The organism is Lysinibacillus sp. LZ02, from assembly GCF_050613145.1.
In the GTDB taxonomy this organism is placed as follows: Bacteria; Bacillota; Bacilli; order Bacillales_A; family Planococcaceae; genus Lysinibacillus_B.
The window spans coordinates 870061-892982 of record NZ_CP192507.1; the positions used below are offsets into that span (position 1 = coordinate 870061).

Genomic DNA, 22922 nt, shown 5'->3' on the forward strand with positions numbered 1-22922 from the left:
TACTGACGGAGGGTAGCAATGCTATGTTAAAGAAACTTTCACCAATCGCTATTGGATTTATTTTACTCATTGCATTGTGGCAAATTGCTACAGTCGTTGGTGGACATCAGGCAGCGCTTTTCCCTCCGCCATCCAAAGTGGGAGAAGCATTGGTGTCCATTATCTCAGATGGCTCCATTTTTACACATATACAAATTAGTTTATTTCGCTTCTTTACAGGCTATTTATTGGCCATTGTTGTAGCAGTTGTACTTGGATTAGTGCTTGGTCGATTACCGACTGCTTGGTCTGTGCTAGATCCGATTGTACAAGTACTGCGTCCCGTATCACCGATTGCATGGTCACCATTTATTGTATTATGGTTCGGTATTGGGAATATGCCAGCGATTGTCATTATTTTCATCGCTGCGTTTTTCCCGGTGCTATTATCGACTGTATCTGCAGTGAAAAAAGTGGATAAAACGTATTTACGTATCGCCGCAAACTTAGAAATGTCTCAAGCAGAAACATTGCGAAAAATTGTTCTTCCAGCTTCATTCCCAATGATCGCAAATGGTCTCCATATGGCGTTAGGGACTGCTTGGATTTTCCTAGTAGCAGGCGAAATGGTTGGCGCACAATCGGGTCTTGGTTTCTTGATTGTTGATGCGCGAAACTCATTAAGTCTTGATGTTGTTATGGCAGGGATTGTTGTAATTGGTGTGCTTGGTCTTATGTTAGATAAGCTCATCCATTATTTTGAGGCATGGGTCAATCGCATTTGGGGCGGTGTGAAAGCATAATAAAAAAGCCTGAAGCTTCAGACTTTAACAGGACGAATATGTATATGTTCAACACGTTCGCCAGTTTTGCTTGAATAATAGCCAACTTCAACGCGGTGCTCGTCATTGTCAACAATTTCTTTGTAGCAAGTTTCAAGGTGTTCGGCACCCCAAATAATCATCGCATTAAATACATGTTCGAGTGCGAGGCCTTTGTCAGTAAGTGTGTAGCGGTAGCGCGGAGGATGACTAATATATAGCTCGGACTTTGCGATACCAGCCTCTTCAAGTTCTTTTAATCGACTTGATAAGACATTCGCTGAAAGGCCAGGGAGTTTTAGCTTAATATCATTGAAATTTGATACACCAATCATCAGTTCGTGAATAATGAGTAGCGTCCATCGATCACCTAGAATATTTAATGTTTGTGCAATATTACACGGTAAGTCATAGCGAGTTTTCATTATGATTCCTCCTTGTAATATTAGTATAAGCATTAAACTTATGTAATGCGAGTATCAAAAATTAATTTACTTAAAAAATTTAATTTATAGGAGGAATTTCAAATGGCTTTATTTTTAGTAGAATCAACAATTAACGAGGTATCGACAAAAGAGGAATTTTCAGCATTAGTTGAAAAAGTAAATGGAACAGATGCAGCAAATGTTATTGAGGTACAAGTAGCGAAAGGCTTTACACGTGCATATTTCATCATTGAAGCAGATGCTGAAGCGACAGTAAAATTAGCATTAGAAGCACAGGGCATAGCGATCGATTTAGTAAAAGAAGTACGTTTAATCGGTAAAGAGTTAGACGAAGTAAAAGCTGGTGGAGAACAAGTAAACTACTTAGTAGAGTGGGAAATTCCAGCAGAAATCACAATGGAAAAATATTTAGAGCGTAAAAAGAAAAACTCTGTAAAGTATGAGGAAGTACCAGATGTGAAATTCTCTCGTACGTATGTATGTGAAGATATGACAAAATGCTTATGCTTCTATGATGCACCAGACGAAGCAGCAGTAAAACGTGCACGTGAAGCAGTACAAACACCAATTACGTCATTAACAGAATTAGCAGACTAAGGATAGAAAGGAAGAGAGCAAATGGCGATTGATACAAAGCGTTTACAGGCAATCATCGATGAAAAATTAAAGCCTGTCGTAAAAAAAGTAGATGAACAGGCGTTTTATGCGGAGGATTATATAATCGCATTAGGAGAGGCAGGATTCTTCGATTCTACGACAAAAGACGAGGCGACAATTTTGCAGGATGAAGCATTCGTTGTGTTAGAAACAGCAAAAGTTTGTATGACAACGGCGTTTTGTGTATGGTGCCATTTAGCTGCTCTAACGTATATTCGAAAGTCGAGCAATCACTATTTGCGAACAGCACTTTTGCCCAAGCTAGAAAATGGAGAACTACTCGGTGCAACAGGCTTATCGAATCCAATGAAATTTTACTCAGGGCTTGAAAAATTACATTTGTCTGCTGAAAAGGTAGAAGGTGGCTATGTTATTAATGGTATTTTACCTGCTGTTTCCAATCTAGGGAAGCGCCATTATTTTGGTGCGATCGCGAGTGTAGGGGAGCAAGAAGTCATGGTGCTTGTATCGACGCAAACAAAAGGACTTGAGTTAAAAGAGAAGGTTGGTTTTATCGGTGTGAATGGGAGTGCAACGTATACGTGTAAATTCGATCACGTCTTTATCCCACAAGAGCAAGTGATTGCTGAATTAGCAGGAGCCTTTTGTGATGTCATTCGTCCAACATTTATTTATTATCAAGTACCACTTGGCGCGGGCGTTATTTCAGCGGCAGCAGAAGGAATTGAAAAGGTCAAAGCGAAGCAAAACGGTTGTAATGAGCATTTGCAAGTGCAAGCGGGTAAGCTATATGACAACTATGACCGTATTATGAATGAACTATATGTGCAAGCGAAAAATGTTTCATTAAAAAGTATTGTGGAAACGCGCCTACAAGCAGTTCAGGATACATTAGAGGCGGTACAGGCGAATATGCTTCATAATGGCGCAGCAGGCTATGTAGCAGGTAGCGTTGCCTCTCGCAAGTTACGCGAAGCCTATTTCTTTGCTAACTTAACACCGACTGTTCGTCATTTAGAAAAACTAAAAGTAAAATTGTAATTAAATAAATAGCACACATGCCCCTGTAAAATGAAAAATCGGTGATTCCTTATTCTTATTGTAAGAGTAAGGGTTTGCCTTTCATGTGACACAGTATATTCAATGCAGTACATCACTTTAATAATTAAGTGGTGTACTTTTTGTTTTATAAGGATGAAATTTTAAAAAGCTACCGTAGAAAAGAATAAAAAAATGGGTAGTGCATCATTTTGAGATATAAGTGACACAATACAATGCAACGTATCATCTATTATTCTGCAACTAATGGAGCTGGAAATGATGAGTAGAAGGTGTTAAATCATGATTGATTTTATTGGTGTGACGTATGAGCATACGCTCGAAAAAGAAATAACTTTAAGTCATGTGAATTTGTCTAAATATAAGTGGATTTGGGTTGATTTTAATGCCCCTACGGATGAAGAGATACGGCATTTAGCAGATACTTTTCATTTTCATCCCCTTGCCATTGAAGATTGTGTCTATAGGCTACAAAGACCTAAATTAGATTATTATGATAATCATACTTTTTATGTGACACATATTGTGAGGGAGGAAAATAAAGAAGTTATAAAAGAAGAATTAGATTTTTTTGTTGGAGAAAAATTTGTCGTTACTTTTCATCGGAAACCGTCGAACGAAGTAACTCAAGTGAGAGATCGATTGTTTGCTCAAAAAAACCTGGATAAATGGGATACTTTTTATGTGTTTTATCAAATTTTGGATAAGATTGTAGACAATTACTTCCCACTTATTTATAAGATTGAAGATGAATTAGACAAAATTGAACATAATACACAAAATAAATCCATGAATAATCTAATGACTCAATTATTTGATACAAGATATATGTTATTAAATTTAAGGCACACGGTTAATCCAATGAGGGATTTACTTTATCGTATGTTAAATTCCCAACATTTAATTGAAATTAAAAATAGAAGAGAATATTTTTCTGATATTTATGATCACTTACTGAAATTATCAGAAATGGTTATGTCAAACCGAGAATTGACTGCGGATATAAGAGACAGTTATTTGTCATTGAATTCTCATCAAACGAATAATGTGATGAAAGTTTTAACAATTATTACATCTATTTTTGCTCCCTTAACTTTTATCGCAGGGATATATGGAATGAACTTTGAAAATATACCTGAATTAACTTGGAAATATGGTTATTTCCTTTCTCTAGGGATAATGTTGGTCATTGGCGTATTGATGTATCTTTGGTTTAGGAGAAAGGGGTGGTTCCAATAATCATTTGTTGGACTAATGGAGACACTAGTCCAATAACATTTGTTTCACAATGGCCAAGTTGCCAAACAGTCTAAGTTAACTGCAGATAAAGAGACGAATAGTTGCGCTGTAAAAATAGGATTATAACTATTAAAAATTTCATCTAAAACAGTTAAGAAAGAATTATATTACTGCAACACCTCATGCTTTTTATAGTCTGTTGCAATAGTAGGTAATTCTTGATAAGAAGTAGCAACGACTTCGTTTAATCCTTCTCTGTCCAATGTAAGTACTAATACTTCTGTATTTTCACTTTTTATGAGCATATACCAAGCCAATGTGAATGTATTAATTGTTTCGATTTTTTGGATATCTTGTAGCATATTATACGTATTTTTTAACAGCATATCTTCTGTTAAAAACTCGGATGTTTGTAATTGTAATAATACATCTTCTTTATCGTCCTTTGGTGTTACTTGAATATCTAAAATGGCATTTTCCAATAGGTGTGTAGTTGAAATTTGTGCGATAGTGGTCATCGTTGAATAACCTGGTGTTGTTTGTGTTACTTTGTTTTCCAACTGATTTTGCTGCTGATCGCTTGGTTCATCTACCATGAAAATATTGATACCGCCAACAATAATTAAAAAGAATAATAAAACCATATATAGCTTCGTGAATTTTCTAAACATTATAGTCCCTCACGTTCCTAGTTGTTCTATTTGGGATTATACGAAGGAATAATTATAAATGCAAATCAGTAGCTGTAAAAGCCATCATAAAAGAGGTGACTCGAAGACAGAGTCACCCCTAGTTTGTTAAATAGCATGTTCATCATCGTATTCTTTAGGCAATTGTTCTTTATAAAAGAGGAATGATTCGTCTTCTAATTGATGCATCTTTTCTTCGTTAATACCAATCGCTAGTACACCAGAAAAAATTGTTTCCCACCATGTTTCAGTAATAATCATAAAAATTGCCTCCTTCTTTTCGCTAAAACTATATGTCTTATTATTCGGAAAATTTTTGGCACCTTAGCTGTTCATTTGTAAACGGCTAAAGCAAATGTTACGATTTCTGAAAAGCCACAAAGGATTTTATAGATTATTTATGTAATCTATACCGTTAATATGTGTGATTGAATATAGATTATGCATAAATTTTTTTGAAGGTCTGTTTAAGTGAAGTGTTGATATTATAAAATAGGTGTTCTTGCTTTATAGAAGAGGAGGATGGTTATGCGTTTTACACAGCTAGATGTTGAAAAAATGATTGATGAACAGCGCACTTTTTATTTCACACGTGCCACAAAAGATGTGATGTTTCGTAAAAATCAGCTTTTAAAATTAAAAGAAACGATAAAAAAATATGAGCAAGATGTTATACAAGCATTAAAGCAGGATTTGCATAAGAGTGAATTTGAGGCGTATGCAACAGAAATTGGCATTGTGTACGATTCAATTTCGTATATGCTGAAAAATATTGAGGAATGGATGAAGCCTGAAATCGTGAAAACGCCGATTCAATTCCAGCCAGGAAAAAGCTTTATTGTACGTGAGCCATATGGCGTTGTATTGATTATCGCTCCGTTCAATTATCCATTCCAATTAGTGATGGAACCATTAATTGGTGCTATTATTGGCGGGAATACAGCGATTGTGAAACCGTCTGAATCCAGCGTACATACAGCGGCGATTGTAAAAAAAATAATAGAAGAAGCGTTTGAGCCGCGTTATGTACGTGTTGTAGAAGGTGAAAAAGAAGAAGTAACGGCACTGATTCATGCATCGTTTGATTATATTTTCTTTACAGGAAGTGTAGCAATCGGAAAAGTTGTGGCAAAGGCAGCAGCAGAGCGTCTCACACCAATTGCTTTGGAGCTTGGCGGTAAAAGTCCAGCGATTGTCGATCAAACAGCTAATTTAGAAGTCGCTGCGAAACGCATTGTTTGGGGGAAATTCAGCAACGCTGGGCAAACATGTGTAGCCCCAGATTATGTACTTGTCCAGCGCTCTGTTTATAAAGAATTTGTGAAAATGATGCAAAAAACGATTACGAAGTTCTATGGTAAAGACGCACAAACAAGTAATGATTTTGGCCGTATTATAAATGAGCGTCAGTTCCGCCGTTTAGAATCCATTTTACAAGCAGAAAGGGCCAATATTACATTTGGCGGAAAAACAGACCGTGAGGATTTATATATCGAGCCAACCATTATTGAAAATGTCGATTGGAATAGTCTGGTCATGGAGGACGAGTTATTCGGTCCTATTATGCCAATCATGGCTTATGAAGATTTACCACGTGTCATTCATTGTGTAAGAGGGTTACCGAAGCCACTTGCTGCTTATTTATTTTCTGAAAATGAGCAGGCGATTGATTACTTTTTAGAAGAGTTGCCATTTGGCGGTGGTTGCATTAATGATGTCATCACGCATGTTGGCAATGCCCATTTACCATTCGGTGGGGTAGGTCCTTCAGGTGTGAAGGCTTATCACGGGAAGGCGAGCTTTGAAAACTTCACGCATCCGAAGTCTATTTTAAAGCGCTCCAATAAATTAGCAAATAATTTATTATTCCCACCATATAAGCAAAAAGTAAAATTAGTACGTACCATTATGAAATAAATAATAGGCTCGCTGTCAATGACAGCGAGCCTTCTTTTCCCACATTTTAGTTACGGATGAGATAATCAAAGGCGCCTAGTGCAGCTGTTGCACCTGAGCCCATAGAGATGATAATTTGCTTATAAGCACTATCTGTACAGTCACCTGCTGCGAACACACCAGGGATTGTTGTAGCACCGTGCTTATCCACAACGATTTCACCCATACGTGTTTTTTCAAGTTGGTCACCTAACCAGTCTGTGTTTGGCACAAGACCGATTAAAATGAACACACCTTGTAAATCGATATGGTGTTCTTCGCCAGACTCACGGTCAATATACGAAATACCATCTACTTTATCTGTACCTGTAATTTCTTTTGTTTGTACATTTTTTAGCACCGTTACGTTCGGTAAGCTATAAAGACGATTTTGTAATACTTGGTCTGCCTTTAATTCTGGCATGAATTCAAGAACTGTGACATTGTTAACGATTCCTGCAAGGTCGATGGCTGCTTCGATACCCGAGTTACCGCCACCGATCACTGCTACATCTTTCCCTGCAAATAGAGGACCATCACAGTGTGGACAGTAAGCTACACCTTTGTTTTTGAATTCGGCTTCACCTGGAGCCCCTACATTGCGCCAACGAGCCCCTGTTGAAAGAATGACTGTTTTACTTTTCAGTACCGCCCCATTTTCAAGCTCGATTTCGATTAACTCTTTTTTCTCTAAACGTGTTGCACGTTGTAAGTTCATCACGTCGATTGGGTAATCTTTTACGTGCTCTTCAAGGTTAGCTACAAATTTCGGCCCTTCTGTTGCCGTTGTACCGATAATATTTTCGATTGCTAATGTGTCATTTACTTGACCACCAAAGCGCTCTGCCACAATACCTGTACGAATCCCTTTACGTGCTGCATAAATCGCTGCACTTGCACCTGCTGGGCCACCGCCTACAACAAGTACATCGAAAGGTTCTTTGTTATCAAATTCTGAAGCGTCTGGACCGCCACCTAATTTGCCTAAAATCTCTTCTAATGTCATACGTCCGCTACCGAATGTTTCCCCATTTAAGAAGACTGTTGGTACTGCCATAATATCTTTGCTTTCCACTTCTTCTTTAAATGCTGCGCCGTCGATCATTGTGTGTGAAATGTTAGGGTTTAACACACTCATAATGTTCAGTGCTTGTACAACATCCGGACAGTTGTGACAACTTAAGCTTACATATGTTTCGAATCGATATTCGCCTTTGATATTTTTAATTTGATCAATGACGTTTTGCTCTACTTTCGGTGCACGACCACTAACTTGTAGTAGTGCTAGCACTAATGATGTAAATTCATGTCCTAGTGGAACACCAGCAAATACGATACCTGTGTCTTCGCCAACACGGTTTACGCTAAAGCTAGGCGTTCTATGTAGCGATACTTGTTCCACTTGGATACGAGAAGACATTGATTTTAATTCATCTACTAAAGCAAGCATGTCGCGTGATACATCGTCTGAGCCCACGCTTACTTTTAGCACGATATTGCCCTCTAATAGCTCTAAATATTGCGCTAACTGTGCTTTAATTTCTGCATCTAATTTCATTAGGAATCTTCTCCTTAGATTTTACCTACTAAGTCAAGGCTTGGTTTTAGTGTTTCAGCACCTTCTTGCCATTTTGCTGGACAAACTTCGCCTGGATTGTTGCGTACGTATTGAGCTGCTTTAATTTTGTTTACTAAAGTTGAAGCGTCACGACCGATACCGTCAGCGTTGATTTCAACAGCTTGTACAACACCGTCTGGATCGATGATGAATGTACCACGTTGTGCAAGACCTGATTCTTCGTCTAACACATCAAAAGTACGAGTGATTGTGTGAGATGGGTCACCAATCATGATATATTCGATTTTACCGATTGCTGGTGAAGAATCATGCCAAGCTTTGTGCGTGAAGTGTGTGTCAGTTGATACTGAGTAAACTTCTACACCTAACTCTTTTAATGCTGCATATTGGTTTTGAAGATCTTCTAATTCAGTTGGGCATACGAATGTGAAGTCTGCTGGGTAGAAGCAAACTACGCTCCATTGACCTTTGAAGTTTTCAGATGATACGTCGATGAATTCACCTTTTTGATAAGCTTTTGCTGAAAATGGTTCTACTACTTTACCGATTAATGACATTGTTTACTTCCTCCTTGATTACATAAAGTAATTGCAATAATTCCTTTTTTATAATAATTATTGCCTATGTGGAAATTATGGTGGAAAACTGATGGGTTTGTCAACCCTCATCATATCCTGAATTCCCATCAATTATGCATATTATAGATGAAAGAATCCCCAAGTGATAAGGTTCACGCACCATTGACTACAATAGGTTTCGCGAAAATGTCGAAAATTAGACATAATTATTCCGGATATTACTAGGCCGATTTTTGTAAGCAATCGCTATAACTACAGTAATAAGCATAGAAATACGCTTCATAATGAGATAAGTTAGTAGTGAATAATATGTAGGAGGAATAAAAATGGATCAATTTATGAAACGAGCAGTAGAATTAGCAATTCAAAATGTGCAGGAAGGTGGACAGCCGTTTGGTGCCGTGCTTGTGAAGGATGGCCAAATCGTAGCAGAAGGTGTGAATGAGTTACATAAATCATATGACGTTAGCGGGCATGCTGAATTGCTGGCGATGAGAAGAGCTCAGGAAAAGATGCAAACCCATCAGTTAACAGGTTATACGATGTATGCTAGTGGAGAACCTTGCGCTATGTGTTTAACAGCGATGTACTTTGCAGGAGTGGATGCTATATTTTATTGTCAGTCAGTAGAAGATGCAGTTGCAGTAGGACTGGAGAAATCAAAATTTATTTATGGAGAGTTAAACAAGGAAAAGGAGGAACGAACACTTACGATTAAACAAATGAAGTTAGCAGAAGGGCAAAAAAATCCGATGCAGCTTTGGAAAGAGCAAGCGTAAATTGAAACAAGAGGGATTTTTTTGAAAGTTCATTCTCATTTAAGGGGGATTTTTTGAGAATGTAGGAGGTAAGAAGGGAGTGTCCAGAAAGTAAAAACTTTCCGCCCCCCCTTCTGGTTAGTTAATCTACCTTACTTCCGTGATTGATAGTTGGGAAACTAATTAAAATGCTTGTACCGATGTTTTCTTCGCTTTGAATTGTAATTGTTCCTTTGTGGTCTTGAATAATTTTATTTATAATCATCATTCCGAGGCCAGTCCCTTTAGATTTTGTAGTATAGAACGGCTCAAAAATACGCTCTAATAGGTGAGGAGGAATTCCGCTACCGGTATCTTTAATATAGATATATAATTTTCCTTCATCATTACACATTTCAATATCGAGTTGGCCATTTTCATCAATTGCTTCCATTGCGTTTTTCATCAAATTCATAAATACTTGTTTAATTTGATTGGCATTGCCGTGAATCGTAGTATGACAATGATTTAATTGCAAGTTGTATTGTATATGGCGATTTTGCATTTCAATTGAAAAAAGCTGTAAAATATCTTGTAAAATTTCATCAATTTGTATTGTGTTAAATGTCTCGACTTGCGGGCGAGAAAGTACTAAAAATTCTGAAATAATGACGTTAATGCGTTCAATTTCTGACTGAATCAGTTCGGTGTACATTTTATATGGAGACCGCTCATCGTCATTCATCATTTGCACAAAACCTGAAATCACGGTCATAGGGTTACGAATTTCGTGTGCTACCTCGGCCGCCAATTCACCTGCAAGCTTTAGTTTTTCTGATTGGATAATCAGTCGTTCATTTTCTTTAATCATCGAAATATCACGTGAAATGACCGATGTACCAATCATCTCGCCATGTTTGTCGTAAATGGGCGATAGTGAAATTTGGGCATCAAAAACGGTACCATCTTTTTTCATATCCTGTGTTTCAAGCAAATGAAAGCGTGCGCCTCTGAGTAATTGTGTACGTCTTTTTTCGGCAACTTCCATGTTTTGGGGTGGTACGAGTGGAAGGGTATGGCCGATGCACTCCTCACGTACCCAGCCGTATAATTTTTCGAATGCTGGATTTACTTCCCGAATACGATTATTTAAATCAAATACGGCAATAGCGTCCTCTGCATGCTCAAAAAATAGACGAAGATACGCCTCTGTGGATGCTTGTTCTTTTTCGCGTTTAATATTCGCATTTTCGCGTTTTTTCCATAGTTTTCGAACGCAGATTGACTGCGTAATACTAATGATACAAATAAGAGAGAAGAAGAAGATATATGTTTGTGTGAGTTCATAAGGCGTGAATTGTTTGGATGGGAAAAAAAACAACAAAATGCCCCCTGCTTGCACACTACATATAAGCGTAACGATGATGTTAATCCAAATGGAACGATAAATGCTAAACATTAGAATAAGAAAAATAAACAAATACAATGTAAATACATAGTCGCTTTGTATAACTAAAAATACAGTCAAAACATTCCAAGTACTAATCAACATCATTTGCATGAATTTAGGGGGTGTTTTAATAAAAAAAAGAAAGCCTAAAAGCGCAAGGCAGGCAAGTATAACGATAGGATAATGATAATGATCCAAAAACCATCCACTAAACAGTGCAAACATATATAGTAAAGAGCTAATTGTCATGGAATAATAGATAAATAAATTCCGTTTATGCAAAACTTCTAGCTGTTGCATAAATGCACCTCAAATCAAGTTAATATTTTCATGATACATGATTTAAGTATGTCGATAAATGATGAATTTTGATATGATAAATAAAATTGAGGGGGAAACGGCATGAACTACAAATTTAACGAGGAAAATACAGTAAATTTGATAGAAAAATTAGTGAATGTTCCTAGTCCATCCGGATTTACAACGGAAGTTATGCGCGGCATAGCAAATTATTTGCGTGATGTAGGCATTACGTATAAACGTACTTATAAAGGCGCGTTAATTGTCACGATGGTAGGTGAAAATACAGTGCAACATCGTTTACTAACTGCACATGTCGATACACTCGGTGCCATCGTAAAGGAAATTAAGCCAAGTGGTCGGTTAAAGCTGGCGATGATTGGTGGATTTAATTGGAACGCCGTAGAGGGCGAATACTGTAATATTCATACTGCAACTGGCGAGCGTATTCGTGGTACAATTTTAATGCACGAAACAACGGTCCATGTTTATCGTGGAGCAGGTGATATAAAGCGTGATGAAAACCATATTGAAGTACGTATTGATGCAAAAACAACGTCAGCGAAAGAAACATGTGAATTAGGTATTGAAGTTGGGGATTTTGTCTCATTTGATGTCCGCTTTGAAAAGACGACAACAGGTTTTATTAAGTCACGTCATTTAGATGATAAAGTAAGTACAGCTCTACTGTTAGAATTGATGAAATACGTAAAAGAGCATGATCTAAAATTACCGTATACAACGCATTTCTATATTTCCAACAATGAGGAGATCGGCTATGGAGGCAATTCTAATATTCCAGTCGAAGTTGTAGAATATGTTGCCGTTGATATGGGGGCAATTGGTGACGGACAAGCAAGTGATGAGTATACGGTGTCTATTTGTGCAAAAGATTCAAGTGGTCCATATCATTATGAGCTTACACGCCATTTAGTCAACTTAGCGAAGGCACAAAATATAGACTATAAATTAGATATTTATCCGTATTACGGTTCGGATGCATCAGCAGCTATTCGTGCAGGATTTGATGTACGTCATGCATTATTTGGTCCTGGTATTGAGTCAAGTCATGCATACGAGCGTACACATGTAGATTCATTAAAAGCAACAGCCAAGCTTCTATACGCTTACATTATGTCACCGATGGTAGAAATGGAGGAGTAATTATGTACGCTGAAGAGATTTTAAGCGCACTTCCACAAAAGAAAGTAATAGGGCGCCTGCCTAATAATATTAAAGATATGGCAATTGACTCGCGGGCTGTAGGACCGAGTACATTATTTATTTGCATTAAAGGATATACCGTAGATGGACATGATTTTGCTCAAAAGGCAGTAGATGCAGGAGCGACAATTGTCGTTACAGAGCGTGAGCTACATTTAATAGGTGATGTTGCGCAAGTTATAGTGGATAGCACAGATCGAGCGCTAGGCTTACTTGCAGCGAAGTTTTTTGATTATCCTTCAAATGATATTACAATGATTGGTGTCACAGGAACAAACGGTAAGACAAGTGTGACGGGGATTATCCATAATATTTTAATTGGCATGGGTGAAAAATCAGCGTTAACAGGAACAATTGGCTTTAATTTAAACGGTGTATTGTATGAATCAGCAAATACAACAAGTGATGCGTTAAGCACACAGCAAATGATTTTCCGCGCCAAAATGGAAGGTTGCCGTGCGATGGTTATGGAAGTATCGTCACATGGGTTATCCCTAGGGCGTTTAGCTGGAGTTGATTATGATGTCGCAATTTTCACAAATTTAACGCATGATCATCTTGATTTCCATGGCACAATGGAGGATTACGGCAATGCGAAAGGGTTGTTATTCTCTCAATTAGGACAAGATTTATCAACATCTAAATCGGTCGTATTGAATGCGGATGATTCATGGAGTGAGCGATATGCCAAATTAACACCGTTTCCCGTTTGGACATATGGTTTACAACATGAAGCGATGTTTAGCGCAAAAAATATTCGCTATGAGGACGGCATGACATATTTTGATATGTTGACACCAGAAGGTACATATCCAATTTCCATGCATTTACTGGGTGAATTCAATATTTATAATGTGTTAGCAGCAACAGCTATGTTTTATGCGCGCGGTTTTGCATTAGAATTAGTCGTAGAACAAATTGAAAAATTACCGCCAGTAAAAGGGCGGATGGAAAAAGTCGAAACCGATTTGCCGATTCAAATCTTTATTGACTATGCGCATACACCAGATGCGATTGAAAAGGCCATTAATGCGGCAATGCCTTATAAAAAACCAGAAAATAAGTTGATTTTCTTAGTCGGTACAGGTGGTGGACGTGATAAAACGAAGCGTCCAACGATGGCTGAAAAAGCATCTGTTGCTGATTATGTGGTGCTGACAACGGATGATCCACGTTATGAGCCATACGATAGCATTACAGGTGATTTAGCAAAGGGTATGCTACATGAGCATTATGCTTGTATTGGCGACCGTGCAGAAGCAGTACGCCATGCTGTTAGTGTTGCAGAGCCAGGGGATATTATCATTTTCGCCGGTAAAGGACATGAAGATTATCAAATTATTGAAAACACGAAATATCCGCATTCAGATGCTCAAATTGCTATTGAAGCAGGAAAAGAACAATTTAATCGTTAATTTGAAGAAAGCTACCTTTATATAAGGGCACTGAAAAAGTCTTTAAATAAGTTAAGCCAGTTCTTGAGCAAGACATCGTTCAAGAACTGGCTTTTTTCTGCGATGTCGTTGCTTTCCGTTGCGGCGAACGCTTTTCTGGGGGCGAGCCTTGAGCCGCTTCCCTCGCTGCGCTCAGTCCAGGGTCTCAAGCTGCTCGCTAATCCCCTAGAAGTCGTCGCCTCCACTCCAATCAACGGGTAACGACTAAGAACGAATTCATCACTCTCTCACCTAAAAAAAGTGATTTTCTTGTATAATAGAAGGAACGAATTACAGGTGGTGCTCCCAATGATTTCAAACCAAGAAACACTCAACTTAAGCCCATTTATGGCGATTTACGATATTGTTGTGCCAAAAGATAACATGCTTCGTCAGATCAATGAACTGGTCGATTTTACCTTTATTCTAGAGGAATTAAAAACAAAATACTGTTCGGATAATGGACGAAATGCGATTCCGCCTATCCGTATGTTTAAGTATTTATTATTAAAGGCGATTTATGATGTATCGGACGTTGATTTAGTAGAGCGATCTAAATACGACATGTCTTTTAAATATTTCTTAGATATGGCACCAGAAGATGACGTGATCGATCCAAGTTCACTCACAAAATTCCGTCGGCTGCGTCTAAAAGATGTCAGTCTATTAGATATGTTAATTGGGAAAACCGTTGAAATTGCATTGGAAAAGGGCATCATTAAAAGTAAATCCATTATTGTGGATGCCACACATACAAAAGCACGTTATAATCAAAAATCACCAAAAGAATTTTTACAAGAGAAATCAAAGAATTTACGAAAAGCCATCTATAAAATGGATGCATCTATGAAAGAAAAGTTCCCTCAAAAAAATACGTCTAACGAAGTAAAAGATGAAGTCACTTACTGTAAAAAATTAATCGAAGTAATTGATAAGGAACCACAAATTGCACAAGTACCCGCTGTGAAAGAACAATTAAATCTGTTAAAGGAAGTGGTAGAGGATTACCAAGCGCACCTTTCCTATTCATCCGATGCAGATGCACAAAAAGGGCATAAAACAGCTGACTCATCTTTCTTTGGCTATAAAACACACATTGCGTTAAGTGATGAACGAATCATTACAGCTGCAGTCATCACAACAGGTGAAAAAAGTGATGGAAAGTACTTACAAGAATTAATTGAAAAAAGTGAGCAAGCAGGTATAAAAGTAGACACAGTTATTGGAGATACAGCTTATTCAGAAAAAGCAAATATTGAATATACAAATAAAGAAAACATTGCACTCGTTTCAAAGTTAAATCCTGTTATTTCAGAAGGCACACGAAAAGAAGAAGACAAATTCGAATACAATAAAGATGCCGGGAGATTTGTTTGTAAAGCTGGGCATTTAGCCATACGAAAAGCACGAACGGGTAAAAAGGGACAAAATAGAAATCAAACAGAAACACATTACTTTGATATTGAGAAATGCAAAGTATGCCCCTTACGTGATGGTTGTTACAAAGAAGGCGCGAAAAGTAAAACGTATTCCGTAAGCCTAAAATCTGAAACACACGAGGCGCAACTGGCTTTCCAACAAACAGATGAATTTATCCAACTAGCGAAAGAGCGCTATAAAGTGGAAGCGAAAAATAGTGAGTTAAAAAATGGACACGGGTACGATACAGCATCGTCTGCGGGTCTATTTGGCATGGAGATTCAAGGGGCGACAACAATATTCGCCGTAAACCTCAAGCGAATATTAAAGTTAATAAACGAAAAAGAGTAAGAAATAAACAAGGAAAGAAGGCACTTTTCTGTTCAAAATTGAACAGAAAGTGCCTTCTTTTATTTTGAAAACTAATTCGCTTTAAAAATGCAAGTTTTTCAGTGCCCTCCCTTTATATGGGTAGCTTTTTTAACTTCTTTCAGAGGATATTCAGATACCCTCTGAAAGAAGTTAAGCCTCTGGCAGATGTCACGGATTCGGCTTTGTGCTTGCACAAAGCCGAATCCGGACGCAATTACACCGAGGTGTAATTGATTGGGTAACTTTTTATTGTAATATAGCGTCTGTATAGAGGGAAGTAGGTGAAGGAAATGATTCAGCATTTTATCGGAAGTATGGTGATGTACTGTATAGTAGCTACACCGATTTATGGTGTGCTTCGTTTTTTATATATACGGCGAAAAAATTTCAGCGTATGGCGTGAAATCGTATTATATGTTTTTGTTCTTTATACAGTTGCTATTTTATCGCAGACGATTATTCCGAATTACCGAGCCGCTTTAGGTTATCGCACTATGAACCTTGTGCCGTTTCAGACTATTTCAAGTTATGGCCACCAACTCTTTAGTGGTACATATATGAACCGCATTGCTTTTTATAATCTTACAGGAAATATTTTGTTGTTTATTCCATTTGGTATGTTGCTCCCGCTCTTATGGCGTCCGTTTAGAAAGATAGGTTGGCAAATTACTGCAGCCATCGTTATTCCATTGTTCATTGAAGGTACTCAATATTTTATAGGGCGCAGCACAGATATTGATGATGTGATTTTAAATGCAGTCAGTATTTATCTTGGTTTTGTAATGACACAATGGTTATTAAAAAGATTTTGGACAGAATAAATAAAAATGGTTGTAACGACATAGGCAACTCTTTTAAAATAAGTAAGTATGTATGTTAGAAAGGTACATCTCAATCTATTTTGATGGGAATGAGGTACTTTCTTATGCGGATATCCATAAGCTTTCTAATTTGCTATCCGCTAAAAAAGGAGACGAAACGATATGACGTTAGAACAAGATATATTATCACGTCGTACTTTTGCCATCATCAGTCACCCGGATGCTGGTAAAACGACGATTACAGAAAAGCTGTTATTATTCGGTGGTGCGATTCGCGACGCTGGTACAGTAAAAGGGAAGAAAACGGGGAAATTTGCGACGTCTGACTGGATGGAAATCGAGAAGCAACGCGGAATCTCGGTTACATCATCAGTGATGCAATTTGATTATTCAGGGTGTCGTGTGAATATCCTTGACACACCTGGTCACCAAGACTTCTCAGAAGATACGTACCGTACATTAATGGCGGTAGATAGTGCGGTCATGGTTGTCGATGCAGCAAAAGGGATTGAGGCACAAACATTAAAGCTATTTAAAGTTTGTAAAATGCGTGGTATTCCAATCTTTACTTTTATTAACAAATTAGATCGACAAGGGAAAGAGCCTTTGGAGTTAATTGAAGAATTAGAAGAAGTACTTGGCATTCAAGCATATCCAATGAACTGGCCAATTGGTATGGGGAAAGAATTCCTTGGTATTTACGATCGCTTCAATAAACGGATTGAGCAGTTCCGTACAGAAGAGGGAGACCGTTACTTACCGGTAGATGAAAATGGCGAATTAGCTGTTGATCATGAGATGAAAGTAACGTCTTACTACACGCAAGCGATGGACGATATTGAATTATTAAATGAAGCAGGCAATGCATATTCAGAAGAGAAAATTCGTCGTGGGGCGTTAACGCCTGTATTCTTTGGCTCTGCGTTAACAAACTTCGGGGTTCAAACATTCCTCGATACGTATTTAAAATTTGCGCCAGTACCACAACCTCGTATTACAGAAGATGAGCAATTTATTGATCCAGTAGAGCAGAAAGATTTCTCGGGCTTTATCTTTAAAATTCAAGCAAATATGAACCCTGCACACCGTGACCGTATTGCATTTGTGCGTATCGTCTCAGGTAAATTCGAGCGCGGGATGAATATGACGCTTGCTCGTACAGGCAAATCATTTAAAGTAACACAGTCTACGCAATTTTTAGCCGATGACCGTGAAACAGTAGATGAAGCAGTAGCTGGTGATATTATTGGTTTATATGATACAGGTACGTATCAAATCGGTGATACAGTTGTTGGTGGGAAGAAAACATTCCAATTTGAAAAGCTACCACAGTTCACACCGGAAATTTTCATGCGTGTTACAGCGAAAAACGTGATGAAAGGGAAGCAGTTCCAAAAAGGTGTGCTTCAGCTCGTACAAGAAGGGGCAATTCAGTACTTCAAAACATTACACACAGAAGAAGTTATTCTTGGTGCGGTTGGACAACTGCAGTTTGAAGTATTTGAGCATCGCATGAAGAATGAATATAACGTGGAAGTAAAAATGGAACCAATTGGCTCAAAAATGGCACGCTGGATTGAAAATGAAGGCGATATAAAGGATTCCATGCACTCTGCCCGTTCAATGCTTGTAAAAGATCGCTTCGACAAATTAGTATTCCTATTCGAAAACGAATTTGCGATGCGTTGGTTCTCTGAGAAAAACGAGCATATTAAATTATATAGCTTATTATAAAATGACGCTGCCTCCTATATTGGGAGGTAGCTTTTTAGTGTTTATTGAAAGATTAAATGGACACAATAAAATAGTTACTAGATAGAAGGAGAAATTTGTCGAAAATATGAAAAAAAACATATATAAAAGGAAGTTTTTTTAGGATAATAAAGGTAGAAACTTCCATGGAAGCGAATATGTAAACGAACATGTTATTAGAAAGGATTTCATGATGAAAATAAGTGACTTTTCCATAAAACGACCAATATTTACATTTGTAACGATGGTGCTTGTCATCATACTTGGCGCGGTATCGCTTTTTAAAATACCAATTACCTTAATTCCTGAACTGAATCCTCCTATTGGGGTAGTGGTGACGTCTTATCCGGGAGCAAGCCCAACAGAAGTAAATGAAAAGGTAACGAAGCCTTTAGAATCTTCCCTTGCGACATTGCCTGGGATTCAAAAGATTACGTCGACATCTCAAGAAAGTTCGAATTTAATCGTACTCGAATTTGATTGGTCGACAGATATTAAGGACGTGCAATCGGAAGTTTTACAACGAATTGATATGGTCAGTTTACCTGACGAGGCAGGAAAGCCTAGTTTTTTTAAATTTGATCCATCACAAGTGCCGATTATTCAGCTCGCATTGCGTGCCAATCAAGAGAATGTTGATGTACGTAAAATTGCTGAGCAGCTAGAGCTTGAATTACAGCGGCAAAAAGGTGTGGCAAGTGTCGATGTTTCTGGAAAAATTGTGGAGGAAATTCAAATTGCACTAAATGCACAAGCATTAGAGGAGCGCAATTTAACACAGGCAGATATTGTACAAGTTATTCAAGCCAATAATATTTCTTTGCCTGGTGAATCGATTAATACAGAACAGGGTCAACTGTTAACTACACGTATTTTAAGTACCTTTACATCGGCAGAACAAATTGCTGATTTGACGTTATCTGTGAATCCATTAACAGGAGAAGCGATAAAAATTCGTGATATTGCGACCGTTGAACGGACAGAGCAAGAACAAGAAACCATTACGCGGGCAGGTGAATATAGTGCAGTAATCCTGTCTGTACTACAAGAATCGGGCGCAAATACAGCAGAAGTATCAAAAGCATTTAAACGAGCGCTAGAGGAATTACTAGCTAAACCCGAATTTGCAGGCGTACACGCAGACATTTTATACGATCAAGGAGATTACATTCAGTTAGCGATTAGCAATATTACGTCTTCGTTAATCTACGGCGGTCTGTTTGCGATGCTTGTATTATTTATCTTCTTAAGAGGGTTGAAAAGTCCGCTTATTGTCGGGATTGCCATTCCTTATTCAGTTATCGTGACATTTGTGTTGATGTACTTTGCCGATTTTTCGTTAAATGTATTAACGCTTGGAGCGCTAGCGCTTGGGATCGGGATGCTTGTAGATAACGCCATTGTTGTCATTGAAAATATCGAACGGCATATTGCACTAGGGAAGTCGCCTAAGGAGGCAGCTTCTGTTGGTACGAAAGAGGTAGGCGTTGCGATTATGGCATCTACGCTTACAACTGTAGCGGTATTTGTTCCTGTTATGTTTACGTCAGGTTTAATTGGGCAAATTTTCACGGAGTTTGCGTTAACGATTTCCTTTAGTTTGTTTGCATCCTTGGCTGTCGCATTAACGGTTGTTCCGATGTTAGCGAGTAGGTTTTTAACTACAAAAGCGGGGAATTTAAATGAGCAACGTGCAAATTCAATATTTTATCAAGTTTACCGAGGTGCTTTAAAGTGGGCGTTAAGCAAACGTTTACTCCTGTTAACAGTTACATTTATCATTTTTGTTGCTTCCTGTTTTGCTCTTTATAAGACAGGAACTGAATTTATTCCGGCAACGGATGAAGGGTATGTGACAGTGGAGGTCGAACTGCCACGTGGCACATCATTACAAGCAACGGAAAAAGTAGTGAGTGAAGTAGAGACGCGTATAAAAGAAGAGTCGGACGTAGATGTGTTAATCAGTTTAATCGGAGGAGATCAGCAGTCGTTATCGCGCGGTACAGCAAACTCTCATAAGGCACAGCTTTATGTAAGACTTATACCTTTATCAGAGCGTGATCGTTCGATTTTTGAATTTACAGAGGTCGTGGAGAAAGATGTAAAAGAGATAGTAGGAAGTCGTGGAGAGGTTGATTTTTCATTATCTACATCTTCTGGTTCGTCTCCAAGTACGATGACGTTTCGTGTAACGGATTCGAATGAAACACGGTTACAAGAAACGGTTAAAATGATTCAAGTGGAATTAGAAAAGGTTGATGCAATTTTAGAAGTGACAACAGATTTAGAAAATACAGCAGATGAAATTCAAATGATAGTGAATCGTGATGCGGCGAATGAGTATGGGATGATGCCTGCACAAATTGCGCAAACAGTGAATACGATGATGCGCGGTGTATTTACTACACAAATACTAACTGATGACGGTGAAGTGCTAACGGTCTATACAAGCTTTGGCGATACGTATAAAACCGATATCGAATCAGTAAAAAGGATGAAGCTCCGTACATCAGCCGGTGTTTTTGTAGAGCTACAAGATGTTGCAGATGTAACGATTGCGAAAAGTCCCACATCCATCCGCCGTTCTGATCAGGCAGCGGCTGTTGCATTTTTTATCAAGTATCGTAATGCGGAATCATTAAGTGGTATTTCAGCTAAAGTCGATGCAGCGATTGAAAAAGTTGACCTTCCACCTCAAACGTCTGTTGTTTTTAGTGGAGATCGTGAACTGTATGAAAGTGCAAAAGATGATATGTACTTAGCTGTTGTCTTAGCGATTATCCTTGTATATATCGTTATGGCAGCACAGTTTGAATCACTAAAATATCCGTTTGTCATTATGTTTAGTGTACCGCTTATGGTAATTGGTGTAGCCACTTCCTTATGGATCACCAATACACTATTAGGCATTACGGCGGTAATCGGTATACTCGTTTTAGTAGGGATTGTTGTGAATAATGGCATTGTTCTTGTTGACTATATTAATTTGAAAAAAGCACAAGGACTTGGGTCATATGAGGCTATTTTAGTAAGCGCACAAGACCGTGTACGCCCTATTTTGATGACAGCACTGACAACGATGCTAGGACTTGTACCACTTGCGCTAGGTATTGGTGAAGGGACGGAGATGAACCAACCAATGGCCATTGTTGTAATTGGGGGATTAATTACATCAACATTTTTAACATTATTTATTGTGCCAATTATTTATAGTTTAATCGATAGCGAAACGAGAAAAATGGCTTCTTAATGGTTCTTAAGGGGGAAATAAGGGGATGGGCGTACATTTAATGACAGGCTTCCCAGGTTTTATTGCAAGCCAGTTAATTCGTCAATTATTTATGGATGGAGTGACAAGGCAAATATATGCTGTCGTGCTCCAAAGTGAAATGGATAAAGCGAGAAAAGAAGTAGCGAATATAAAAGCACAATATCCAGATTGTCAAATCAATCTTTTTGAAGGGGATATTACTTTACCGAACTTAGGAATGGATAATTCAGAACTGGCCTGTATTGCGCCGCGTATTAGCATCGTTTGGCATTTAGCGGCTATCCATGATTTAGCTGTAGCACGTGAGCTTGCTTGGAAAGTGAATGTTCATGGAACAGCATGTGTCAATGACTTTGTTCGAACATTACCAAACTTAAAGCGTTATATGTACTTTAGTACGGCATATGTAGCTGGAAGGCGAAATGGACGGTTACTTGAAAACGAGTTAATACGCCCTGTTGCTTTTAAAAATCATTATGAAGAAACAAAATTTGAAGCAGAACTACGTGTGGAAGATTTAAAATGTGAAGTGCCCCTAACCATTATTCGACCAGGCATTGTTCGAGGTCATTCAGAGACGGGAGAAACGATTAAATTTGATGGGCTATACTTTTTGTTCAATATGATTGATACATTGAGTACTTCACCACTCATCCCATATATCGGAAGCAAAAGGGCGACGATTAACGTTGTACCGGTGGACTATATTTTGAAAGCCGTATCCTATCTTTGTACAGCGGTTGAAGCGGAAGGGAAGACACTGCATTTAACAGATCCAAACCCACATAAAGTGTCTGATGTTTACTATGCTATAGTAAAAGAAATGACAGGGAAGCGGCCGGTTGGTCGTTTACCGCTTCCTATGGTGAAAAAAGTATTAGCAAATTATAAAATCCGCAAAAGACTTGGCTTAGAATATGAAACAGTGGATTATTTAGCAGGGAAAGGAGCATTTGATACTTCTGAGGCACAGTCAATTTTACAAAAGCGGGGAATTAAATGCCCAGATTTCATTGAAACAGTCCCGATAATGGTCCAGTTTTATAAAGATAATAAACATCGTACACAATTATTTATACCGATCAAATAATAATAGTTGCATATTTTACAAAAAATAGTTTATACTATACTTACAAAGTAACTGAATATCCGTTGACAGTTTGTCAAAGGGGAGTAGCTATAAGTAGCACACTACTTACT

The 22922-nt window shown here is 38.1% G+C and carries 19 protein-coding genes; 13 read left to right on the forward strand and 6 right to left on the reverse strand.

The features are described from left to right. Positions 1-23 precede the first annotated feature (23 nt). Complete coding sequence (locus tag ACQQ2I_RS03905) at positions 24-782, forward strand: ABC transporter permease (RefSeq protein WP_431029279.1); 759 nt, start codon at positions 24-26, stop codon at positions 780-782. 17 nt (positions 783-799) lie between these two features. Here ACQQ2I_RS03905 and ACQQ2I_RS03910 read toward each other — a convergent pair whose 3' ends face one another. Then, positions 800-1225 carry a winged helix-turn-helix transcriptional regulator gene (locus ACQQ2I_RS03910; RefSeq protein ID WP_431029280.1) on the reverse strand — a complete coding sequence of 142 codons (426 nt, stop codon included), beginning with the start codon at positions 1223-1225 and terminating at the stop codon, positions 800-802. Positions 1226-1327: 102 nt separating this feature from the next. Here ACQQ2I_RS03910 and ACQQ2I_RS03915 point away from each other — a divergent pair, with 102 nt between their 5' ends. The 3 genes from ACQQ2I_RS03915 (at position 1328) to corA (ending at position 4162) form a co-directional block, all read left to right on the forward strand. Then, entirely contained in the window at positions 1328-1843 is a 516-nt protein-coding gene (locus ACQQ2I_RS03915; protein ID WP_431029281.1) for a DUF4242 domain-containing protein, read from the forward strand. A gap of 21 nt (positions 1844-1864) precedes the next feature. Then, entirely contained in the window at positions 1865-2905 is a 1041-nt protein-coding gene (locus ACQQ2I_RS03920) for an acyl-CoA dehydrogenase family protein (protein ID WP_431029282.1), read from the forward strand. Positions 2906-3205: 300 nt separating this feature from the next. Continuing rightward, complete coding sequence (gene corA, locus ACQQ2I_RS03925) at positions 3206-4162, forward strand: magnesium/cobalt transporter CorA (RefSeq protein ID WP_431029283.1); 957 nt, start codon at positions 3206-3208, stop codon at positions 4160-4162. Between the two features lie 167 nt (positions 4163-4329). Here corA and ACQQ2I_RS03930 read toward each other — a convergent pair whose 3' ends face one another. Next, positions 4330-4833, reverse strand: a complete 504-nt coding sequence (locus ACQQ2I_RS03930; protein WP_431029285.1) for a hypothetical protein — start codon at positions 4831-4833, stop codon at positions 4330-4332. Between the two features lie 126 nt (positions 4834-4959). Further along, positions 4960-5112 carry a hypothetical protein gene (locus ACQQ2I_RS03935; protein ID WP_391376082.1) on the reverse strand — a complete coding sequence of 51 codons (153 nt, stop codon included), beginning with the start codon at positions 5110-5112 and terminating at the stop codon, positions 4960-4962. A gap of 267 nt (positions 5113-5379) precedes the next feature. On the opposite strand from ACQQ2I_RS03935, the gene ACQQ2I_RS03940 reads away from it, so the two are divergent. Next, positions 5380-6768: an aldehyde dehydrogenase gene (locus ACQQ2I_RS03940; RefSeq protein ID WP_431029286.1), complete on the forward strand. Its 1389-nt coding sequence runs from the start codon at positions 5380-5382 to the stop codon at positions 6766-6768. 46 nt (positions 6769-6814) lie between these two features. On the opposite strand, the gene ahpF is transcribed toward ACQQ2I_RS03940, so the two are convergent. After that, positions 6815-8344 (reverse strand): alkyl hydroperoxide reductase subunit F, encoded by a 1530-nt coding sequence (gene ahpF, locus ACQQ2I_RS03945; protein ID WP_431029287.1) that lies wholly within the window; start codon positions 8342-8344, stop codon positions 6815-6817. Between the two features lie 14 nt (positions 8345-8358). Continuing rightward, positions 8359-8922: an alkyl hydroperoxide reductase subunit C gene (ahpC, locus tag ACQQ2I_RS03950; RefSeq protein ID WP_391376073.1), complete on the reverse strand. Its 564-nt coding sequence runs from the start codon at positions 8920-8922 to the stop codon at positions 8359-8361. Positions 8923-9269: 347 nt separating this feature from the next. On the opposite strand from ahpC, the gene ACQQ2I_RS03955 reads away from it, so the two are divergent. Beyond that, positions 9270-9722 carry a nucleoside deaminase gene (locus ACQQ2I_RS03955; protein ID WP_431029289.1) on the forward strand — a complete coding sequence of 151 codons (453 nt, stop codon included), beginning with the start codon at positions 9270-9272 and terminating at the stop codon, positions 9720-9722. 121 nt (positions 9723-9843) lie between these two features. On the opposite strand, the gene ACQQ2I_RS03960 is transcribed toward ACQQ2I_RS03955, so the two are convergent. Beyond that, positions 9844-11430, reverse strand: coding sequence for an ATP-binding protein (locus ACQQ2I_RS03960; RefSeq protein WP_431029290.1), 1587 nt, complete (start codon positions 11428-11430; stop codon positions 9844-9846). 102 nt (positions 11431-11532) lie between these two features. Between ACQQ2I_RS03960 and ACQQ2I_RS03965 the strand changes: the two genes are divergently transcribed. From ACQQ2I_RS03965 to ACQQ2I_RS03995, 7 genes are all read left to right on the forward strand, one after another. Beyond that, complete coding sequence (locus tag ACQQ2I_RS03965; RefSeq protein ID WP_431029291.1) at positions 11533-12594, forward strand: M42 family metallopeptidase; 1062 nt, start codon at positions 11533-11535, stop codon at positions 12592-12594. 2 nt (positions 12595-12596) lie between these two features. Next, positions 12597-14069 (forward strand): UDP-N-acetylmuramoyl-L-alanyl-D-glutamate--2,6-diaminopimelate ligase, encoded by a 1473-nt coding sequence (locus ACQQ2I_RS03970; RefSeq protein ID WP_431029292.1) that lies wholly within the window; start codon positions 12597-12599, stop codon positions 14067-14069. A 327-nt stretch (positions 14070-14396) separates the two neighbouring features. Then, positions 14397-15857: an IS1182 family transposase gene (locus tag ACQQ2I_RS03975; protein WP_431026849.1), complete on the forward strand. Its 1461-nt coding sequence runs from the start codon at positions 14397-14399 to the stop codon at positions 15855-15857. 311 nt (positions 15858-16168) lie between these two features. Beyond that, on the forward strand, positions 16169-16699 hold the full coding sequence (locus ACQQ2I_RS03980; protein ID WP_431030445.1) for a VanZ family protein: 531 nt from the start codon (positions 16169-16171) through the stop codon (positions 16697-16699). A gap of 162 nt (positions 16700-16861) precedes the next feature. Further along, positions 16862-18433: a peptide chain release factor 3 gene (locus ACQQ2I_RS03985; RefSeq protein WP_431029293.1), complete on the forward strand. Its 1572-nt coding sequence runs from the start codon at positions 16862-16864 to the stop codon at positions 18431-18433. A gap of 211 nt (positions 18434-18644) precedes the next feature. After that, on the forward strand, positions 18645-21701 hold the full coding sequence (locus tag ACQQ2I_RS03990; RefSeq protein ID WP_431030446.1) for an efflux RND transporter permease subunit: 3057 nt from the start codon (positions 18645-18647) through the stop codon (positions 21699-21701). 25 nt (positions 21702-21726) lie between these two features. Beyond that, positions 21727-22812 (forward strand): SDR family oxidoreductase, encoded by a 1086-nt coding sequence (locus tag ACQQ2I_RS03995; protein ID WP_431029294.1) that lies wholly within the window; start codon positions 21727-21729, stop codon positions 22810-22812. Positions 22813-22922 lie beyond the last annotated feature (110 nt).